The following is a 17,477-nucleotide window of genomic DNA, read 5'->3' as shown; positions in this document are numbered from 1 at the left end:
GTGTGTCTAAGCTAAGAAAAAGCAGTAAACAAAAACTATACGCCGGTTGCATTGGCGCTGGGATTGTTGGCATTATCTTTGCCGGCTACCTTATGGTTAATATCCATCAAATGAATGAGGTCAGGAAACAGGCTGAGGTAGAGGCAGAACTGAAATGGAAAGTGTATGAACAGGAGCAACGAACCGCGAAAAAAGGCTGGGTGGTTGTCCGTGACATTTCTCCAGGTGAACAGATTGCATCTAATGATTTGAAGGGAATTAAAGTTCCCGGTTCTCAGGCTCCATCAAATTTGCTGGCAGATAAAAGTGAAGTTTCCGGAACCACAGCCAAGATTGAGCTTAAAAAAGGATCTGTGCTTACATCGGCTATGATAACTGCTGATGAACCCACACCTAAAGATTTACGCAACCGTGAGCTAAAGGTGGTGGTACTACCCAACAGCCTGAAGTCGGGGGACGAAGTGGATATTCGCATTCAATTTCCAACAGGTCAGGATTACATTCTATTATCCAAAAAGAAGATTTCCCGACTGGAAGGTCCAATTGTCTGGGTCACTTTGAATGAGCAGGAAATTTTATCGCTTTCGAGCGCGATTGTTGATGCCTATCTGCATAAAGCATCCATTTATGCTCTGACATATGTCGATCCCCAATTTCAGCCCAAAGCAATCCCAACCTATCCGTCTAATGCGCATGTGTTAGCGTTAATGAATAGTGATCCGAATTTGATACACATTGCTGAACAAAAGCTGTCCAAGCAGCTGCGGGATTCCCTTGAAAATGCAATTAATTCATCAAACAGTGTGATTTCAACACCCGTGGAAAGGAGTCTGAGTGAGGAAATTGCAGCCCAGCATGCGGGTGCTACTATAGAAAACCCAGCAAGCGGAATTGATGATACAAGAAATGAATATGAGAACGAGCAGGATCATCAAGAACAAACAAAGATTCTGACGCAGGACGGAAGCTCTGATCCGTATGCCAAATAAATGAGAGAAAAGGAACGGAAGTATGAAAACATGGATATTTGCCGGGCTTTGTGACAAAAGCGATACCTTGTTATACATCAGCAGCATATTAGCAGCTTCCGGCCAACAGGTACTGCTTGTGGATGCTACGTTGCGGGGACGGTATCGGTATAGCATAGGAATGCTTGACAAACCACTTCCCATTACGCAGTTTAGTGGTTTTGATGTAGCAATTGGATTTACAGCATGGGAAGACCTGCATATAGGTATGACGGCTGATCAGAAGGCAGAGCAGGCTTATGACATTGTTATTTTGGATGTAGAGTTACCTGATTTTTGCCCCATTTCTGTTTGGAAAAGGGCAGAACTGCGAGTTTGGGTCAGTGATTATAGCCGCATGCTAATGCATAACGGACAGAATTGGCTTGAGCATTTATTCAGTCAACCTGAATTTCCTAAAGATCTTGTATTTCACAAGCTTTTTTTACAGGCTGTGGATTGTGGTGTGGAGGAGCCGTACCTGTGGGAATACATGAACCATTTCCCAGCTTCTTGGCAGCAAGAGCCATATGTACTGCCATGGGATGAGGGGCTGCTTGCTCTGAAACTGGAAAATGAGCATAAAAAACAGCTACTACTAAAACCGCTATCCAGAATGTATAAGAAACAATTATGCCGTTGTATTGGGGAATGGATGAGTTGGGAATTAAAAGTGAGTCGTCGTGCGCTAAAGCGTGCGGAAAGGAGTAGAGCATGAGTACCATTTTGTTTTGGAGCCCCATTAAGGGGGCTAGTGGAAGTAGCTCTTTGGCGGCAGCAATAGCAATTACCATAGGCAATCTATATCGAGGAAGACTATTATTGACTCATTTGGGTCGTAAATATACCGGTATTGAATCAGGATTACCTATACAAGAGTATGGTATGGACGATCCAACCCTACAGCTTCAGGAAGGGGGCTGGGATGCTGCCGCACGTTTAGTTCTGCGAGGGACACTGTCTAAAGAAAATATTCGTAATTATACGACGCCTGTACTCGAACATACTTTGGATGTACTTGAGGGAACCTCCAGCTTTGGAGCTGCACCGCCGTTACTATCTCCAGGGCTTGTACGGGCAGTAATAGATACAGCGAATCAATATTATGATTTAACGCTGATTGATGCAGGAAGTGGAGCAGGGTGGGGGGCTGTACAGCATGAAGCATGTGCACGAGCCAAACTGGCCGTTCTTTCACTCACTCAGAATATGCGAGAGTTAGACGCTTATTTTGAATCTGTGTCTCCGTTATCTACCTATTCATCGTTATCCTTATTGATTGTACTTGGGAAATATGATGTGCATTCTCAAGTGAATGAAACGAATATTCGCAGGAGATATGGCTACAAAGGTGCTTTGTATACAGTCCCTTATAGCACCGGATTTATGGACGCATGGAACCGCAGGGATGTGATCGGCCATGTGCAGCGTGAGGTGCGAAGTGGAAAAGAGCAGCACCGCAAGCTTTTTATGCCCGTGAGATGGGCGCAGAGTATACGGCATATCAGCAAAGCTATTCTGGAGGCGGCAGAGTCCGATCTTCGGCTCAAGGCTTTGGAGAGGGGCGCTTAAATGCTGTCCGCTCAAATGATCAACGGATTGATTCTTACCTGTATAGTACTGATGTGCATCGTACTGATTATTGTTAAATACCGAGGGAATCTTCACTCGCGACATTCAACCCTTCGGGTAGAAAAAAAGAACGAAGATGCCACATTCGAAACATTAATAGAGTATATCAAAAATGCACTTCATGAACTAAGTCATAGCCAGATGGCGGATGCCGGATTGCATGAAGAGGAATATAGACGGCGTATCCATCAAAGGGCGGAACTACGCAGGGCGTTAAAGGACTGTGCCAATGGCAGCATGGGTGATAAACGTTTTGTTAAAAATCTGATGGCTGAGCTTCTGATTAACGGTTACGGCTTAAACGAGAAAATTGTCGATATTGTTATGCCATTCTCCCGACCTGAGTTGTTTAGCATACAGGATCAATTCGAAATTATATTTTACCAATACCAGCAGAAGTTTGGCGCTGATGCACTATCACGTTTACTGGATACTTATGACTTGGCCGAAATGAGGTATTCACAGCAAGGTGAAGAAGATGGAAGTTATCTCGTTACCGCAGAGGATATTCGTTATATCTATGACTGTGAGTACCGCCCTCTTTCCTTTTTGGAGAAAGTGGATATTATTGTCCAGCGGATTTATCAGCATTACAAAGGCTTTTCCGTCATTGATGATATTCGTGACCAGCGGATCGACGGTGTAAGTGGGGGCGTCAGTGGTATGCCGGAAGGTGGGATTCCTGCATCATCAGACTGGCCTTCGGATGGGTATGTATTTGAACAAACATCTGCGCCTACTGCCAATGGTTATGAGAGCGTATGGATCTTTTATAAAGGTAAAACTATCCATCTTTCGTTCCTTTCCTTCGGATCTGAGCGTGAACTTAAAAGGGTGTGCCAAAATATTTATAAATACAATTACCCGGGACAGCTTTCCGAAGCGAATGGTTATAAGGTCAACGAAATGAAAGATGGGTCACGGGTAGTGGTGGTGCGCCCTCCTTTCTCAGAATCGTGGGCTTTCTTTATCCGTAAATTCGATATTCAAAGCGCATCGCTGGAACAGTTAATTAAGGGACAGAATGCTGATTTTCCAATCCAGCTACTTTCTTATTTAATGAAAGGCAGCCGGATTACTGCTATTACAGGCGCGCAGGGTTCAGGTAAGACAACGTTGTTAATGGCGATGGTCAAGCATATTTATGCTTCGTATACGCTTCGTGTTCAAGAAATGGCCTTTGAACTGCATCTACGCAGCATTTACAGTCGCCGTAACATTCTTACCTTTCGAGAAACGGACCATATTTCAGGACAACAAGGGCTTGACTTGCAGAAAAAAACAGATGGAACCGTTAATATCCTAGGCGAAGTAGCAAGTGATGAAGTAGCTGCTTGGATGATTCAAATGTCGCAGGTTGCCAGTCTGTTCACCATTTTTACTCATCATGCCAAAACATTTCGTGATCTCGTGTTTTCACTTCGTAATTCATTGCTCAAAACAGGAGTATTTCAGCATGAAGGCATCGCTGAGGAACAGGTAGTTCATGTCATTAACTTTGATGTGCATCTCAAACGTGATGCGGAAGGGCGACGCTACATCGAACGGATCACAGAATGTGTGCCGCGTGACCCGGATCATACGGATGCAGGCTCCAATGTTTCAACGAGCTATAGTTATCGCCACATTATGGAATATCGGAACGGAAGCTATATACCGATGGAGCCCCTTACTGCCAAAAGTGCAAAAGAAATGTGTGAGCAGATGAATGTAAAGGATGCCAGAGATTTCCGCAGTTTTTTGACCCGCTATTGGGAGGAAGACTATGAGTCTTAAAGAAATTTTATTATGGATTTTACTAATATCAGGTGGGGGCTTTGCGCTTCTATATATAGTTTTGTGGGGGTTGCGTAAGCGCAGTAGTCATGCAGTTCGCAGAGGACGAATTCATTCTGTTCAGGAAGGTCGCAAAGGAAAAGCGGTACTTCAACGTGAGCTGCAAGCCTTACTGCATAAGTTGTACACGCTGTGTATGAAGGTGCCTTTTTTATCTGGATACATCACGAGTGTACGTAAGCGACTAGCTGGTCAGCATGCCTACGATGAGTACAAACTTCGCCTACAGACCATGAAGATGACACTGTTCATCTGGGGGGCTTTTGCTTGCAGTGGCGTTGTGCTGGTCATGATGAAGCCAGGAATAGAGTTTGCTATATTGGCTGTTTTATGCGGAGTGGTAATCAACAGTCTTATTTTGGATATGGCAATTAGCCGGATGGAAAAAAGGCTACTTGCACAGATGATCGAATTATTCGCCAATGTACGTCATTATTACCATCAGCACGGTATGGTGGAGGAAGCCATATCCGAAGCGGCCGATTTAGCGGAGGCAGAGGCTGGGAGACACGCACGACTCATCCATGAGGCGCTAACAGATGTTGATCCGCACGAAGCATTGGAAAGATACTATGAGTCGGCTCCTAATCGATTTTTAAAAGCTTTTGCCGGTATCTCATATATGGTAATGGAGTTTGGTGACCGGGTTGATGAGGGGGGCTCCATTTATTTGAAGGGGCTCGGCAGTCTCGCACGCGAAATCCAGTTGGAGTTGCTGCGAAGAAATAAACTGGACTATCTGTTAAAAAGTCTAAACGTGATCGCACTGGCACCTGTTTTCTTTACGACCCCAATCGAGACATGGGCGAGATCCAGCTTTCCATCCATGGATGAGTTTTATCAGGGAAAATTGGGTTATATAACGAAATTGTCCGTTTATATTGTGATAATCGTATCTTATTTCCTGTTACAGAAACTGCAACAGACCGATGAGACAGGATATCGTGCGGGTAGAGGCCGGAGGGTTTGGGAGCAGAAGCTATACCGTTTTCCCATCATTCGTAATGTGGTGGATTCTTTAATTCCGCGTCAGCATATGTCTTCTTATTTCCAAATAACCCGTCTATTAAAGGAAAGTGGTGCAGATGTTAAGCTGGAGTGGCTCTACATACGCAGAATGGCTCTTTTTATCGTAGGATTGGTGCTCAGCATCAGTACGATATTTTTTTTACATGAAGCTGAGAAAACGCATATCCTTCACGCCCCAGTACAATCAGGTCAAATGTTTGGACGTTTAAGTCCGGTGGAGCAAAAAGAAGCTTCGAAGCAGAGTGAGATTGATCGCAAAATCATGCATTCGCTGAACATGAGGGCGAACAGCACATACGAACAAACGTACATTGTTTTAGAGCATAATGCTAATGGAACTGCTACTCCTGAACAGCTATCCACAAATACTCGGCGTATCCTCCAAAAGCTGAAAGATTGGAATGATGAATACATCAAGTGGTGGGAAGTACTGATTAGTTTGATTGTTGGGTATGTAGCCTATCAAATGCCTATGCTTTTATTATATTTGCAACGAAAAATGCGTCGGTTGGATATGAGGCATGAGGTGTATCAATTTCAAACGGTTATTTCCATTTTACGGGTTATGGAACGAATGTCTGTCGAGGAGATATTGGAGTGGCTGAACAGATTTTCAGTTATATTCAAAAGACCTCTGCAAAAATGTTTGCTTCATTATGAACACGGGCCAGAGGCAGCTCTCGACTTGCTAAAAGAAGAGGCACCTTTGCCGGAATTTCAACGTCTAGTGGACAAGCTCCATTTGTCTTTGGGTAAAATTACGATTCGAGAGGCCTTCGATGATTTGGAATCCTATATGTCCTACTATTTCGAACAAAGAAAACAGGAGTATGAAAAAATAATAGACAGCAAGGCTATCTGGGGAAGGATGATTGGTTTTGCCCCGATGTATGGTCTTATCTTTTTATATTTGGTGATTCCGTTGATCGGTATGAGCTTTGTTCAAATGGATAACTATTATGAGCAAATACAAAAAATTCAGTGAAAAAGTTCTATTATGACTAATACAAAATAACAAGCTAAGGAGAGAAAAATAATGAATAACGCATCAACAGCTTTAAAGGTAGCCGCTGGGATATTTTTGACCATCGCTCTAATTACGATTGTAGTTATACTGTTTATTTCAGCCCAGGAGGCGACTAAAACGGCACAAAACAATTTTGCTGATATCCAGACCGAATTGTCTCAGGCCTCTTTTACGGTATATGACGGCACAACGATTAGCGGTTCCCAGGTGACCAATGCGCTGCGGAAGTTTCAGGGGAAGGACCAATTCGGCATTCAGATTAAAACCGGCAAAAATATGGCAGGCCAGTGGTACGGTAATGCTCTGAACATTAGCCCAGACAGTGAACAGTATGGCGCCGTGAATGGCGGCAGTGATAAGACTGGGAAAATCACGAATACGCTTAATGAGAAAGAGAATGAATACGTAAATCCAAGTGGCAAATTCAAGGCTGAAATCGTCAAGGACAAATCGAACGTTGTCCGTGGATTGTTGTTTACCCAGTCCTAAGCACTACAGTAAAGATAATACTCATAAGGGGGATGAGAGTATGTCTGATCACGCTTCAAGCATGCTGCGGCTTGGTGTGTCAGTTATTCTGTTCATAACCGCATGTGTAACGGCAGCAGACTTGTCCAGCCAGCTGGATGGTGCACTGGAATTAAGATCACAGCAGGAGGAGCATTCTGAAGGGCGAATAGCCCGTACTGCTGGGGTGGGGTTGCCGGAACGGATAAAAGGGACTCAGGTAATGCAGGCAATTCGCATGAACTTACAGGAGGGGATTTCGATTCATGTCGACGGGACAGAGTACGATGCGTATTCTGAACCGTTTGAGCCTGATGTATCGACCTTAGATGCCTCTTCTTTATATTCCATATACCCACAGCGTAATGGGAATGGGGACATAACATCTGTACGTTTTGAGAAATTGGGGGAGGAATGAAGTGGTTCAAACAATATCCAAGCTGCTAGGGGCGCTGATCGCTGTATTGCTTTTGTACATCGTACCCGCAGCTCAAGCTGCTGAACGGCAGGAAAATATATCCGGGTTAAATACATATCATTCAACTGTACGTTTTGTTGATATGGTAAGAACCAAAGGTTACATTACACCGACGATGTATAACGATTTTATGCGTGATCTGGAATTGACAGGCAATATGTACGAAGTTGACTTGGAGCATATGCACAAAAAGTATGTACCGGACTATGCAGATGCCGCGAAGCCAGACAGTTTTCTGGGCAATTATGAAACTGTATATGATGGGTACTATAATCCGCAAATCTTACCTGTACTGTTTCCTGACAATCAGCAGCCAAAATCAGATCAGCCACGTCGGTATACCTTGATGGCCGGGGATTATTTTACGGTCCGGCTACATAATACGAATCGGACTCCTGCGGACTTGTACAAATCATGGCTTCTCGGTGGGGCAGATAGCGGAAAGCCGGCAGTTACAGCTTCTTACGGGGGCATGGTTCTGAATGAAGATTACTGATTTTGCAGTCATATTTATACTTTTGTTTTTGCCCTTTGGTGTAGTTAGTGACTTACGGGTCCAGAATCAGCGTGAAGTGCAGCAGCTAGAAATGAAATATACGTCGGCTCTCCGTATCGCAGTTCAGGATGCAGGGGTTATGCTCTCACAGAATGAACGTCAAGAACGCGAGGCCGGATACGGATCGGATAAGTTTTTTCGTGTAGATAAAGAAGCAGCGCTGCACACGTTCCTGCACACTCTTTTTCTTAATGTAGGCATTGATGGGGATATAGTAGCACAACGTGCATTATTGGATTACATACCAGCCATTGTAATTCTAGATTATGACGGTTATTATGCGTTCACTTCAGAAGCCTATACCGACGAGCATGGACAAGCTGCCATAGGTCCCAAATGGAGCGAAAAAAAGCCATATGCCTATGTTGATTCAGTAGGCAACAGTGTGGGGTTCACCTTGGATAATTATGTGCACGCATATGATGCGCGGAATCACAGGTGGGTGGAGGGCTTTCAAAAGGAACTTCAGGACCAGACCCCTATATCTTTACTGAATAATTCAGAAACTTTTGAGCAAATACGTCGTTCCACCATCGTTCGCAGCGTCCAAGAGGACCTGGCGCGAATTATTAATGTCCATAACGAAAAAGCTGCACGTAACGGCATAACTTATACGTTCACGCTACCGCTCATTCCGCAAGAGGAGTGGTACAACACAGTAGATGATGTGGGTCTGATCGCGTTTATCCAAGGCATTCCGGTCGGAGACAGGTATTACAATAACTATGGATTTGGTGGTGGGAGAGTCGTTAGAAAGCAAGACATTATAGGCGGCATAGAACCAGATACTGGGATGAAATATTTTTATAGAGATTCATGTCCAGCTCCCTTTAAAGCGAGTGAACGTTTTGCGGATGAAAAATCTGCAGCAGCTGCGGGATACTTTGAGTACAAATGTTATAATGGCTTAAAATAATCACCTTCATGGGTGGTTTTTCTTTTTTTAGGCAGATCCATATCAAAAACCTTAAAAATCGCTGTTTTCCATATTCCGATATGGTTGCAGAATGTGCTACAATAAAGCTTTGAAAGAAACGAAATGCATATGAAATAAGAACAGTCGGCAGCGCCGATGACAATAAGGAGCCAAAAACAGCTTATGAGTTTATTGACTGTAGAAAATGTATCTCACAACTTTGGGGACCGCGCATTATTTAAAAATGTTTCCTTTCGATTGCTTGCGGGGGAACGTGTAGGTTTGGTAGGAGCTAATGGTGTTGGTAAATCGACACTCATGAACATTCTCACTGGAAAATTGCTTAAGGATGAGGGTAAAGTGGAATGGACTCCACGTGTACGTTACGGTTATCTGGATCAGCACACCAAGCTGACACCGGGCAAAACGGTACGTGATGTATTAAAAGACGCTTTTCTTCCTTTGTTGGAATTGGAAAAGGAAATGATGCAGATTACTGACAAAATGGGGGATGCTTCTCCTGAAGAGTTGGAAGTGTTGCTGGAACAGATGGGTGAAATTCAGGAGCAACTGGATATGGGGGATTTTTACCTCATTGATGTGAAGGTTGAAGAAATGGCGAATGGACTAGGTCTGTCGGCCATAGGACTGGATCGGGATGTATCTGCACTTAGTGGCGGGCAACGGACAAAGGTGCTTCTTGCTAAGTTGCTGTTGGAAAAACCGAATGTCCTGCTCTTGGATGAGCCTACCAACTATTTGGATGTAGAGCATATTGAATGGCTTACGCGCTATTTGAAGGATTATCCCTATGCTTTTATTCTTATTTCACATGATACTGAGTTTATGAACCAGGTCGTTAATGTTATTTACCATCTTGAATTTGCCAAGATGACCCGTTATTCAGCTAACTATGAAAAGTTTCTTGAAATGGCGGATCTGAACAAAGCTCAGCATATTGATGCTTATGAGAAGCAACAGGACTTTATTAAGAAACAGGAAGATTTTATTCAGCGTAATAAAGCGCGTGCCTCTACATCAGGCCGAGCAAAGAGCCGTGAAAAGCAACTTGATCGGATCGAACGTATAGATAAGCCTGAAGAAGCTGCGAAGCCAACCTTTCAATTCAAAGAAGCACGTGCAAGCGGAAAGACGGTATTTGAGGGTATTGATTTTGAGATTGGTTATACGCATGCCCTTTTGCCTAAAATGTCCATGACGATTGAACGTGGCGAAAAGATTGCTATTGTTGGCTACAACGGTGTCGGTAAATCGACATTGCTCAAAACCATATTGGGAAAAATACCGCCAATCAGTGGAAAAACCTATCAAGGTGATTTTTTGCAGCCCGCTTATTTTGAGCAGGAAGTAAAGGCGGAGAAAATTACACCGATTGACGATGTGTGGAATGAATTCCCACATTTGAACCAGCATGAAGTACGAGCGCATTTGGCGCGTTGCGGTTTAAAGAATGAGCATATCACGCGTCCGCTATCTGCGCTCAGTGGTGGAGAACAGGCTAAAGTCCGTCTTTGCAAACTGTTAATGCGTGAAAGCAACTGGGTACTGTTCGATGAGCCTACCAACCACTTGGATGTTAAAGCTAAGGATGAGCTGAAACGTGCCTTGAAGGAATACAAAGGGACCGTATTGCTTGTATCTCACGAACCGGACTTTTACGAGGATTGGGTAACCAAAACGTGGAATGTGGAAGAGTGGTCAAGTAAAGTTAACTAACATCAACTAAATCCAATTCTGCATATTTCACACGAAGTGGGGTTTGCAGAATTAGGAAAATATGCTAAGCTATCTTTAGCTTATACAATAAAATAGTCACACTAGGGGAGCCGCCCATGCGGCTGAGACGGAATAAATGGATTTCGGACCCTTTGCACCTGATCTGGGTTATGCCAGCGTAGGGAAGTGAGCACCGTACAAACAAGGCAACACCATCTTATTTTTGTTTGTGCGTGGGACGATACACGTATACGGATATCATGGTCCGTTCGATTATTGGACGTTCGTTAAACCACTTCCTTGGGGAAGTGGTTTTTTTGCGTTTCGTTCATTTTAAGTTGTTCGAGCTTCCGTAGACAATTCACATACAATCCCCTTTCATTTCTGCTGGTAGACGTGGCTGACTAAGCTTAGATCCTTTAGTCCAATGTGAGGTGAAGACAAAATCGAATTACACGCAATTTCGATGGAAAAGGGCACTTTTGCACAAGCAGCCCAAGTGGCTGCTGTGATTTGTCCGTATGTTCATTATGTACACGCACGTTTAAAACAGAATGGTGCCTCTGCATTGCTATCTTTGACTCGCAGCATGGTGGAGCAGGGAGTTCCTTTGCAACAAATTGTAGTAAATGATCGTGTGGATGTAGCTTTACTTACTTTGGTTGGAGCCGTCCAGCTACCAGCTAATGGATTACCTGTAGCGGATGTGAAAAGCCTACTTCCAAAGGGTACACGCTGTGGAGTATCTGTGCATTCCTTGAAGGAGGCGCAGACTGCCGAGCGGGTAGGAGCGGACTATGTACTTTATGGTCACATATATGAGACCCATTGTAAGCCCGGTATTGTACCACGGGGTTTAGCTCAGCTTGAACATATTTGCAGGCTGTCGAACATTCCGGTGATCGCGCTGGGCGGCATACAACCGCACCATATCCCGGAGCTTTATAAGGCTGGAGCATGCGGAATTGCGGTGATGTCTGGTATATGGGAGGCTGAGTCGCCCGTTGCAGCTGCGCTGGAATATAGGCGAATGGCAGATCTTGTAGTTCACGACCTGTAGCGAGAAAACGAGAGTAGAGGCAAGCTGAAAGCAGAATGGTTTATGGAGAGGAGACACGGAACAAATGCCAAAGATACACATAGAGGCAAGAGCGATAGGACACGCTGAATGCTTGGTCATAGGTGGAGGTGTCATCGGCAGTTCCATTGCTTATCATGTGGCCAAGGAGGGAAGAAGTACGATCATGCTGGAACGATTGATCCCGGGTGAGGGAGCCTCAGGAGCAGCGGTTGGAATGCTGGCAGCGGAAAGTGAAGAGTTCACCGACTCTGAGCTGGCACGGTTTGCTCGCATAAGTCGAGACGCATTCCCTGAGCTTGTCTGTGATCTGGAGCGTTTGTCAGGTATTTCGGTGGAATTCCGTACAGAAGGATTTGTGACTCCTTTCCGTACGGAAACTGAAGGCCAAAAACGCTGGAAAGCTGCTAAAACGCGAGAGGATGATTGTCCTATCTGGTGGGATGCGAAGGAATTGGCCCGACGAATTCCAGGTTTGGATGAACAAGCGATCGGGGCAATATATCGTTCAAAAGAGACACAAGTGGCTCCTGTCCAGCTTTGCCGTGCTTATGCAGGTGCTGCTGCGGTGCTGGGGGCAACGGTATGGTCTGGTACACAGGCAGAGCAACTGGTCATACAGAATGGTCGAGTTTGCGGTGTTCGAACAGATAGTGGCTTTTTTTCCTGCGATCAGGTCATTATTGCCGGAGGCTTGGATAGCATGAAATTGCTAGCGCAGGTTGGATTTGAATATCCACTTTATCCGGTCAAGGGCGAAGCGGTAGCGGTCTCCTTGAAGGATCACCCGTTAGAATACACCATTTATGCTGATGATATTTACCTCGTGCCTAAACAGAATAACGAGCTTTGGATTGGGGCAACGAGCCTTCCGCATCAATATGACGAAGAGGTGACCGTAGGAGGCTTGGAGGGGTTACTGACACGTGCCTCTGCTTGGCTGCCGCGCGTCCGTGAAGCTTCTTTTATACGCACTTGGGCGGGCTTACGTCCGCAGGCCACATCAGGTCATCCTTTTATAGGCACTGTTCCTGGAGTCGAGGGCGTATATGCTGCTGTCGGGCATTATCGCAACGGTGTCCTGCTGAGCGATGCTACTGGGCGTGCGATGGCAGCTATGCTTAATGGGGCTGGTGCGGCTGAACTTGGGATAAGTAGATTTTCTTCTGAGCTCCTCAAGGAGGAAAGCTTATGAAGCTGACGATTAACGGCCAGAGCCTGACCTTTTCTAATCGAATCACTCATGTGGATCAATTGCTACATGAGCTTGATGTAAAGGTGAAAACCGTAGTGGTAGAGCTGAATCGGCGTATATTGACCCGTGAAGATCATGGTGAAGCAGTACTGAAGGATGGAGATTGCCTAGAGATTGTACATTTTGTGGGAGGCGGTTGATCATGTTAACCATTGGAAAAGCATCTTTTACCTCGAGGCTGTTGTTGGGAACAGGAAAATTCTCTGATCTGGATATCCAATCCCAAGCCGTAGAGGCTGCTGAGACGGAAATATTGACGTTTGCTGTACGGAGATTGAACTTGGAGGAACGGGATAAGCAGCATTTTCTCGATATGCTGGATTTGAGCCGGTATACACTTCTTCCCAACACAGCAGGGGCTACAACAGCAGAGGAGGCGATTCGTATTGCCCAATTGGCAAAAGCCTCCGGCCTGTGCGATATGATTAAGGTGGAAGTCATTGGGGATAGCAAGACACTGCTGCCTGACCCTTTTGAAACGTTGAAAGCTAGTGAAAAGCTGTTAGAAGAAGGCTTTATCGTGCTGCCCTACATATCGGACGATGTGATTCTAGCAAAGAGGCTACAAGAGCTTGGAGTACACGCCGTTATGCCTGGAGCTTCACCGATTGGTACAGGACATGGTTTGCTCAATCCGTTTTCATTAGAGCTAATTATTGAACAGGCGGAGGTTCCGGTTATTGTCGATGCGGGTATTCGCTCACCCGGTGACGCGGCAATGGCGATGCAGTTGGGGGCAGATGCTGTTTTGTTGAACACAGCCGTATCAGGAGCGAAGGACCCAGTAAAAATGGCTGAGGCCATGAAACTGGCTGTTCGTGCTGGAAGATATGGTTTTGAGGCGGGGATGATTCCTGTAAAACGTTACGCTTCAGCAAGCAGTCCGACAGAAGGCATGATTCAGGCATGAAGGTAACTGACAAATCCGGTGCAGGAGGAACACATCCAAGTGACCGTTATTCCAGACAGGAAAGATTCGCGCCCTTTGGACCGATAGGACAACGCCGGCTTGCTTCCTCTCACGTATTAATCATAGGTGTTGGAGCGCTAGGCACAGGTATTGCGGAAACACTTGTTCGCGGGGGCGTAGGTACAGTGAGCCTCGTAGACCGGGATTATGTGGAATGGAGCAATTTGCAGCGCCAACAGCTTTTTCAAGAAAGTGATGCTGCGCAAAGATGTCCCAAATCAGTAGCTGCTCAGCGAAGATTAAAGGATATTAATTCGGAAACGGTTATACATGCACATGTACTGGATGTTAGGGTGGAAGAGCTGGAAGAGTTGATCCAGGGGGTAGATCTCATAATGGATGCAACCGATAATTTCGATACCCGACTTCTTATGAACGACATGGCACTAAAGCATCGGATTCCTTGGATTTATGGGGGGTGTGTGGGCAGCTATGGTATAACCTACACCATTTTACCGGGTCAAACGCCTTGTCTTCACTGTCTGCTGGGGACTGTACCGTTTGGTGGGGAAACCTGTGATACCGCCGGGATTATTCCGCAGGCTGTACAGATGGTCACGGCTAACCAAACTACGGAAGCTTTCAAACTTCTTGGTGGATATTCAGAAGATTTGAGAGGAAATCTGCTTTCGTTTGATTTGTGGAAAAATGAGTATGTAACGATAGCAGTAGATAGCGTTAAAAAGGAGAATTGTCCTTCTTGCGGCAACCAACCGACGTATCCCTACTTGTCGGCCTCTCATCGGCAGAAAACAGATGTTTTGTGCGGCAGGGATACCGTTCAAATTAGACCAGCAAACCCGACACATCTGAATCTTGCGGAAATAGCAGATAGATTTGCTTCTTTGGGAGAAGGAAAAGTAGAGCAGAATCCGTTTTTGGTTTCCTTTAGTACAAGCGAGCATCGCTTAGTTGTTTTTGCAGATGGCAGAGCGTTGATCCATGGGACAAAGGACGTGGCAAAAGCAAGAAGTCTGTATCATCGCTATTTGGGTTAAACCATAAAAGCAGAAAGCCATTCTTTGGAGAATGATTTTCTGCTTTTTTGTTACAATAATATTAATATGCTTTAATGGCTTATAACAAACTTGTTCGTATCCAATGTAATGCTATGTCCAAACCAGGTGGGTGAAAAGATGAGCCCGTTAATTTTACTTGTGGATGTAAATGAAGCGTCTCCCGTAATTGTTCTTCCATTGGAGCAGGCAGGTTATCAGGTGGTACATGTTAGCAATACATCGGATGCAAGCTCTTATGCAGCCCACAATCCGGTGAATTTGCTACTCCTGAACATAGGAGATGAACAGGCGGATACACAAGGCTTGATTCGCATTTTGCAGCAAAACCATCCTCATGTCCCGCTATTTGCAATGACTTCATCAGATGAGGAGGACCATATTGTTTCCTGCTTTGAACAAGGGGCACATGATGTGATCGTTCTGCCCTTTTATCCTAGAGTTTTTCAGGCAAGAGTGGCTAATTTATTGCGGATTTTTGGTATTGAACGTGATGTGAAAAGGGCGATCGAAGCGGGTGATTTACATATAGACAATGCAAGCAGAATGGTGAGCAGAGGGGGACAAAAGCTGGAATTAACTCCGAAAGAATTTGATCTTTTGCTTCATCTGGCGATACATCTTAACCAAGTTTGTAGCAGACAGCAAATTCTAAAGGATGTTTGGAAACATGATTATATCGTTGATACGAACGTAGTAGACGTCTATATCAGACATTTGAGGCTTAAAGTAGATAAAGGGTATAAGTTTAAAATGATCCGTACGGAACGAGGTATTGGTTATTCACTCAGAACACCAACCGTATCAGAATAGCACAAGGCATATAAAAAAGCCGGAACTTTTCGTCCCGGCTCGCATATTTCAAAATGAGTTTCATGCTACAGCACTACAGCACGCGGCGTGCTTTAATGTATGTTCTTTTCCAGTTGCTGGAGTTCAAATCGGAGATGGTCACACCAGGTCCGCCGTAAGTGTGCAAAATTTTACCGCCGCCCATATAGACTGCTACGTGGGTAATGTTACGTCCTGTAGCACGACTACCGCTTGAAAAGAACACTAAGTCACCTTTTTTCAAATTGGACTTGGATACGGCATGTCCGACTTTGGACTGTTGAACAGAAGTACGCGGCAAATTCACTCCGTATTTCTTGAATATGTGCTTCATGAAAGAAGAACAGTCAAAATTACGTGTAGTGCTCGTGGAAGCTCCAAACTTATAAGGAGTTCCCATATATTTTTCACCGTAGTTAATTACTTTTTGGCCTACTGAAGTAGTAGTGGCAGCTTGTGCCGTATTTGTTCCCTCAATTGCAAAAGTACCAAAGCCGATAGTGGCTGCGACCCCTGCTATAATTACCTTTTTTATGATTTTCTGCATATTCATGTTGTAAGTACCTCCAGAAATTGATTTGTGCAATAATTTGCTGAGTTGCTAACTAACTGACAGCGTTGAGTATAACAGTTTTGAAGCCGCCTAATAGTTGGAAAAGAACTCTCAAACGCTTGAGGGACAAGACTTACACAGCGATTATTAAAAAACGATTAAAAATTACAATTTGTAAAAAATATATCGATTCATAGATCTCTATAAACGGAAAAACCCTTGTTAATCAAGGGTTTTGAGTGAAAAAACAATCTGAAAAATGGTTACAACAATGTCATAATTAATCCTTGCTTTGAATAACGAGTAGTAGACCGCTTTTGATGGAAATCGTACCTTTTGGAGCCGTTAGCTTATTACTGACAGCACGTGATTGTCCCATTTTGAGGGTGGCATTATGTAGCGGATACATAAATCCTTCCAGTTGTATGCCTGTTACTTCGGTAGTCATAGGAAGCAGCGATGTATATGTATAACCCATAGGCTGGATCTCAAGCGTTGATCCGGTGAGCTCAATATAATTATGTGCGTCCATAATAGCGCAGCTAATATGATGCTGCATTGCGCGTACCAATATTTGAACATTAGCTAATGTGTGATCCATCCGGGTGCCAGTCACACCAAGCAACAGTACATGATCTACGTGCTCGTCCATAGCGATTTCCAAAGCAAGCTCAGTATCTGTTAAGTCTTTAAGTACTGGGTCGCACGCAATCATACGTTGGCTTGCTGATTCTACCTTTTGTTTTTCCTCTGGTGTGATCGAATCAAAATCTCCTACAGAGATATGTGGTGTAATACCGTGCTCGATCAGGAAAAGAGCACCTTTATCTGCACCTATAATAAAATCATCGGGTTGTATTTGATGTAAATCTTCTTCATTAAGATGACCGCCTGAAAATACAATCGCTCGTTTTTTTGTCATAATCAACATCCCTTCTTTCTGATACGATCCTATATATACCATCGTTTTTAAGTATACCGCGTTAAATATGGCTTGCACAATTTTGGAGGACACGGCTACAATGAAACAGAAAAAAAGGAAGTGTAAC

Annotated in this window: 18 protein-coding genes and 1 riboswitch; of the genes, 16 read left to right on the top strand and 2 right to left on the bottom strand. The window is 44.5% G+C overall.

Annotated features, from left to right (window positions below):
- Window positions 1–2: 2 nt before the first annotated feature.
- The 16 genes from JOE49_RS19570 to JOE49_RS19495 all read left to right on the top strand — a co-directional run bounded on the left by JOE49_RS19570 (window position 3) and on the right by JOE49_RS19495 (window position 15,857).
- A complete protein-coding gene (locus JOE49_RS19570; protein WP_209942535.1) occupies window positions 3–989 on the top strand; it encodes an SAF domain-containing protein in 987 nt (328 codons plus the stop codon).
- A gap of 22 nt (window positions 990–1,011) precedes the next feature.
- The gene (locus tag JOE49_RS19565) at window positions 1,012–1,725 is read left to right on the top strand and encodes a hypothetical protein (protein WP_028541721.1); all 714 of its coding nucleotides are present in this window, start codon (window positions 1,012–1,014) and stop codon (window positions 1,723–1,725) included.
- Complete coding sequence (locus JOE49_RS19560) at window positions 1,722–2,579, top strand: hypothetical protein (protein WP_209942533.1); 858 nt, start codon at window positions 1,722–1,724, stop codon at window positions 2,577–2,579. Before JOE49_RS19565 ends, JOE49_RS19560 begins: the two co-directional genes overlap by 4 nt.
- Window positions 2,580–4,415, top strand: coding sequence for an ATPase, T2SS/T4P/T4SS family (locus JOE49_RS19555; protein ID WP_053325607.1), 1,836 nt, complete (start codon window positions 2,580–2,582; stop codon window positions 4,413–4,415).
- A complete protein-coding gene (locus JOE49_RS19550) occupies window positions 4,405–6,489 on the top strand; it encodes a hypothetical protein (RefSeq protein ID WP_209942531.1) in 2,085 nt (694 codons plus the stop codon). Before JOE49_RS19555 ends, JOE49_RS19550 begins: the two co-directional genes overlap by 11 nt.
- Window positions 6,490–6,540: 51 nt before the next feature.
- Window positions 6,541–7,020, top strand: coding sequence for a hypothetical protein (locus tag JOE49_RS19545; protein ID WP_023988985.1), 480 nt, complete (start codon window positions 6,541–6,543; stop codon window positions 7,018–7,020).
- 40 nt (window positions 7,021–7,060) lie between these two features.
- Complete coding sequence (locus JOE49_RS19540) at window positions 7,061–7,456, top strand: hypothetical protein (protein WP_071558656.1); 396 nt, start codon at window positions 7,061–7,063, stop codon at window positions 7,454–7,456.
- 1 nt (window position 7,457) lies between these two features.
- Window positions 7,458–8,012 (top strand): hypothetical protein, encoded by a 555-nt coding sequence (locus JOE49_RS19535; RefSeq protein ID WP_023988983.1) that lies wholly within the window; start codon window positions 7,458–7,460, stop codon window positions 8,010–8,012.
- The gene (locus tag JOE49_RS19530) at window positions 7,999–8,988 is read left to right on the top strand and encodes a hypothetical protein (protein WP_209942529.1); all 990 of its coding nucleotides are present in this window, start codon (window positions 7,999–8,001) and stop codon (window positions 8,986–8,988) included. Before JOE49_RS19535 ends, JOE49_RS19530 begins: the two co-directional genes overlap by 14 nt.
- A 183-nt stretch (window positions 8,989–9,171) precedes the next feature.
- Window positions 9,172–10,725 carry an ABC-F family ATP-binding cassette domain-containing protein gene (locus tag JOE49_RS19525; protein WP_023988981.1) on the top strand — a complete coding sequence of 518 codons (1,554 nt, stop codon included), beginning with the start codon at window positions 9,172–9,174 and terminating at the stop codon, window positions 10,723–10,725.
- Between the two features lie 93 nt (window positions 10,726–10,818).
- A riboswitch (TPP riboswitch) is annotated at window positions 10,819–10,927 on the top strand.
- Between the two features lie 264 nt (window positions 10,928–11,191).
- Window positions 11,192–11,785: a thiamine phosphate synthase gene (locus tag JOE49_RS19520; protein ID WP_209942527.1), complete on the top strand. Its 594-nt coding sequence runs from the start codon at window positions 11,192–11,194 to the stop codon at window positions 11,783–11,785.
- Window positions 11,786–11,849: 64 nt separating this feature from the next.
- The gene (thiO, locus tag JOE49_RS19515; RefSeq protein WP_209942525.1) at window positions 11,850–12,998 is read left to right on the top strand and encodes a glycine oxidase ThiO; all 1,149 of its coding nucleotides are present in this window, start codon (window positions 11,850–11,852) and stop codon (window positions 12,996–12,998) included.
- Window positions 12,995–13,198 carry a sulfur carrier protein ThiS gene (thiS, locus tag JOE49_RS19510; protein WP_209942523.1) on the top strand — a complete coding sequence of 68 codons (204 nt, stop codon included), beginning with the start codon at window positions 12,995–12,997 and terminating at the stop codon, window positions 13,196–13,198. The genes thiO and thiS overlap by 4 nt, the downstream gene beginning before the upstream one ends.
- A gap of 2 nt (window positions 13,199–13,200) precedes the next feature.
- The gene (locus JOE49_RS19505; RefSeq protein WP_209942521.1) at window positions 13,201–13,968 is read left to right on the top strand and encodes a thiazole synthase; all 768 of its coding nucleotides are present in this window, start codon (window positions 13,201–13,203) and stop codon (window positions 13,966–13,968) included.
- Window positions 13,965–15,026, top strand: a complete 1,062-nt coding sequence (locus tag JOE49_RS19500) for a ThiF family adenylyltransferase (protein ID WP_209942519.1) — start codon at window positions 13,965–13,967, stop codon at window positions 15,024–15,026. Before JOE49_RS19505 ends, JOE49_RS19500 begins: the two co-directional genes overlap by 4 nt.
- A gap of 138 nt (window positions 15,027–15,164) precedes the next feature.
- On the top strand, window positions 15,165–15,857 hold the full coding sequence (locus JOE49_RS19495; protein WP_209942517.1) for a response regulator transcription factor: 693 nt from the start codon (window positions 15,165–15,167) through the stop codon (window positions 15,855–15,857).
- A gap of 73 nt (window positions 15,858–15,930) precedes the next feature.
- On the opposite strand, the gene JOE49_RS19490 is transcribed toward JOE49_RS19495, so the two are convergent.
- Both JOE49_RS19490 and JOE49_RS19485 read right to left on the bottom strand, forming a co-directional pair.
- Window positions 15,931–16,428: a C40 family peptidase gene (locus tag JOE49_RS19490; RefSeq protein WP_025724146.1), complete on the bottom strand. Its 498-nt coding sequence runs from the start codon at window positions 16,426–16,428 to the stop codon at window positions 15,931–15,933.
- Window positions 16,429–16,708: 280 nt separating this feature from the next.
- Window positions 16,709–17,350 (bottom strand): thiamine diphosphokinase, encoded by a 642-nt coding sequence (locus tag JOE49_RS19485; RefSeq protein ID WP_209942515.1) that lies wholly within the window; start codon window positions 17,348–17,350, stop codon window positions 16,709–16,711.
- Window positions 17,351–17,477 lie beyond the last annotated feature (127 nt).

This window comes from Paenibacillus sp. PvR133 (genome assembly GCF_017833155.1).
GTDB classification, from domain to species: domain Bacteria; phylum Bacillota; class Bacilli; order Paenibacillales; family Paenibacillaceae; genus Paenibacillus; species Paenibacillus polymyxa_B.
The sequence above is the reverse complement of the archived record's forward strand: the minus strand, read 5'-3'. Positions and strand labels throughout refer to the sequence as shown.

What these genes read in the sequence shown, in the direction of transcription:
- JOE49_RS19565 (WP_028541721.1), top strand. Translation starts at nt 1,012, where the DNA reads ATGAAAACATGGATATTTGCCGGGCTTTGTGACAAAAGCGATACCTTG.
- JOE49_RS19560 (WP_209942533.1), top strand. Translation starts at nt 1,722, where the DNA reads ATGAGTACCATTTTGTTTTGGAGCCCCATTAAGGGGGCTAGTGGAAGT.
- JOE49_RS19555 (WP_053325607.1), top strand. Translation starts at nt 2,580, where the DNA reads ATGCTGTCCGCTCAAATGATCAACGGATTGATTCTTACCTGTATAGTA.
- JOE49_RS19550 (WP_209942531.1), top strand. Translation starts at nt 4,405, where the DNA reads ATGAGTCTTAAAGAAATTTTATTATGGATTTTACTAATATCAGGTGGG.
- JOE49_RS19545 (WP_023988985.1), top strand. Translation starts at nt 6,541, where the DNA reads ATGAATAACGCATCAACAGCTTTAAAGGTAGCCGCTGGGATATTTTTG.
- JOE49_RS19540 (WP_071558656.1), top strand. Translation starts at nt 7,061, where the DNA reads ATGTCTGATCACGCTTCAAGCATGCTGCGGCTTGGTGTGTCAGTTATT.
- JOE49_RS19530 (WP_209942529.1), top strand. Translation starts at nt 7,999, where the DNA reads ATGAAGATTACTGATTTTGCAGTCATATTTATACTTTTGTTTTTGCCC.
- JOE49_RS19525 (WP_023988981.1), top strand. Translation starts at nt 9,172, where the DNA reads ATGAGTTTATTGACTGTAGAAAATGTATCTCACAACTTTGGGGACCGC.
- JOE49_RS19520 (WP_209942527.1), top strand. Translation starts at nt 11,192, where the DNA reads ATGGAAAAGGGCACTTTTGCACAAGCAGCCCAAGTGGCTGCTGTGATT.
- thiO (WP_209942525.1), top strand. Translation starts at nt 11,850, where the DNA reads ATGCCAAAGATACACATAGAGGCAAGAGCGATAGGACACGCTGAATGC.
- thiS (WP_209942523.1), top strand. Translation starts at nt 12,995, where the DNA reads ATGAAGCTGACGATTAACGGCCAGAGCCTGACCTTTTCTAATCGAATC.
- JOE49_RS19505 (WP_209942521.1), top strand. Translation starts at nt 13,201, where the DNA reads ATGTTAACCATTGGAAAAGCATCTTTTACCTCGAGGCTGTTGTTGGGA.
- JOE49_RS19500 (WP_209942519.1), top strand. Translation starts at nt 13,965, where the DNA reads ATGAAGGTAACTGACAAATCCGGTGCAGGAGGAACACATCCAAGTGAC.
- JOE49_RS19495 (WP_209942517.1), top strand. Translation starts at nt 15,165, where the DNA reads ATGAGCCCGTTAATTTTACTTGTGGATGTAAATGAAGCGTCTCCCGTA.
- JOE49_RS19490 (WP_025724146.1), bottom strand. Translation starts at nt 16,428, where the DNA reads ATGAATATGCAGAAAATCATAAAAAAGGTAATTATAGCAGGGGTCGCA.
- JOE49_RS19485 (WP_209942515.1), bottom strand. Translation starts at nt 17,350, where the DNA reads ATGACAAAAAAACGAGCGATTGTATTTTCAGGCGGTCATCTTAATGAA.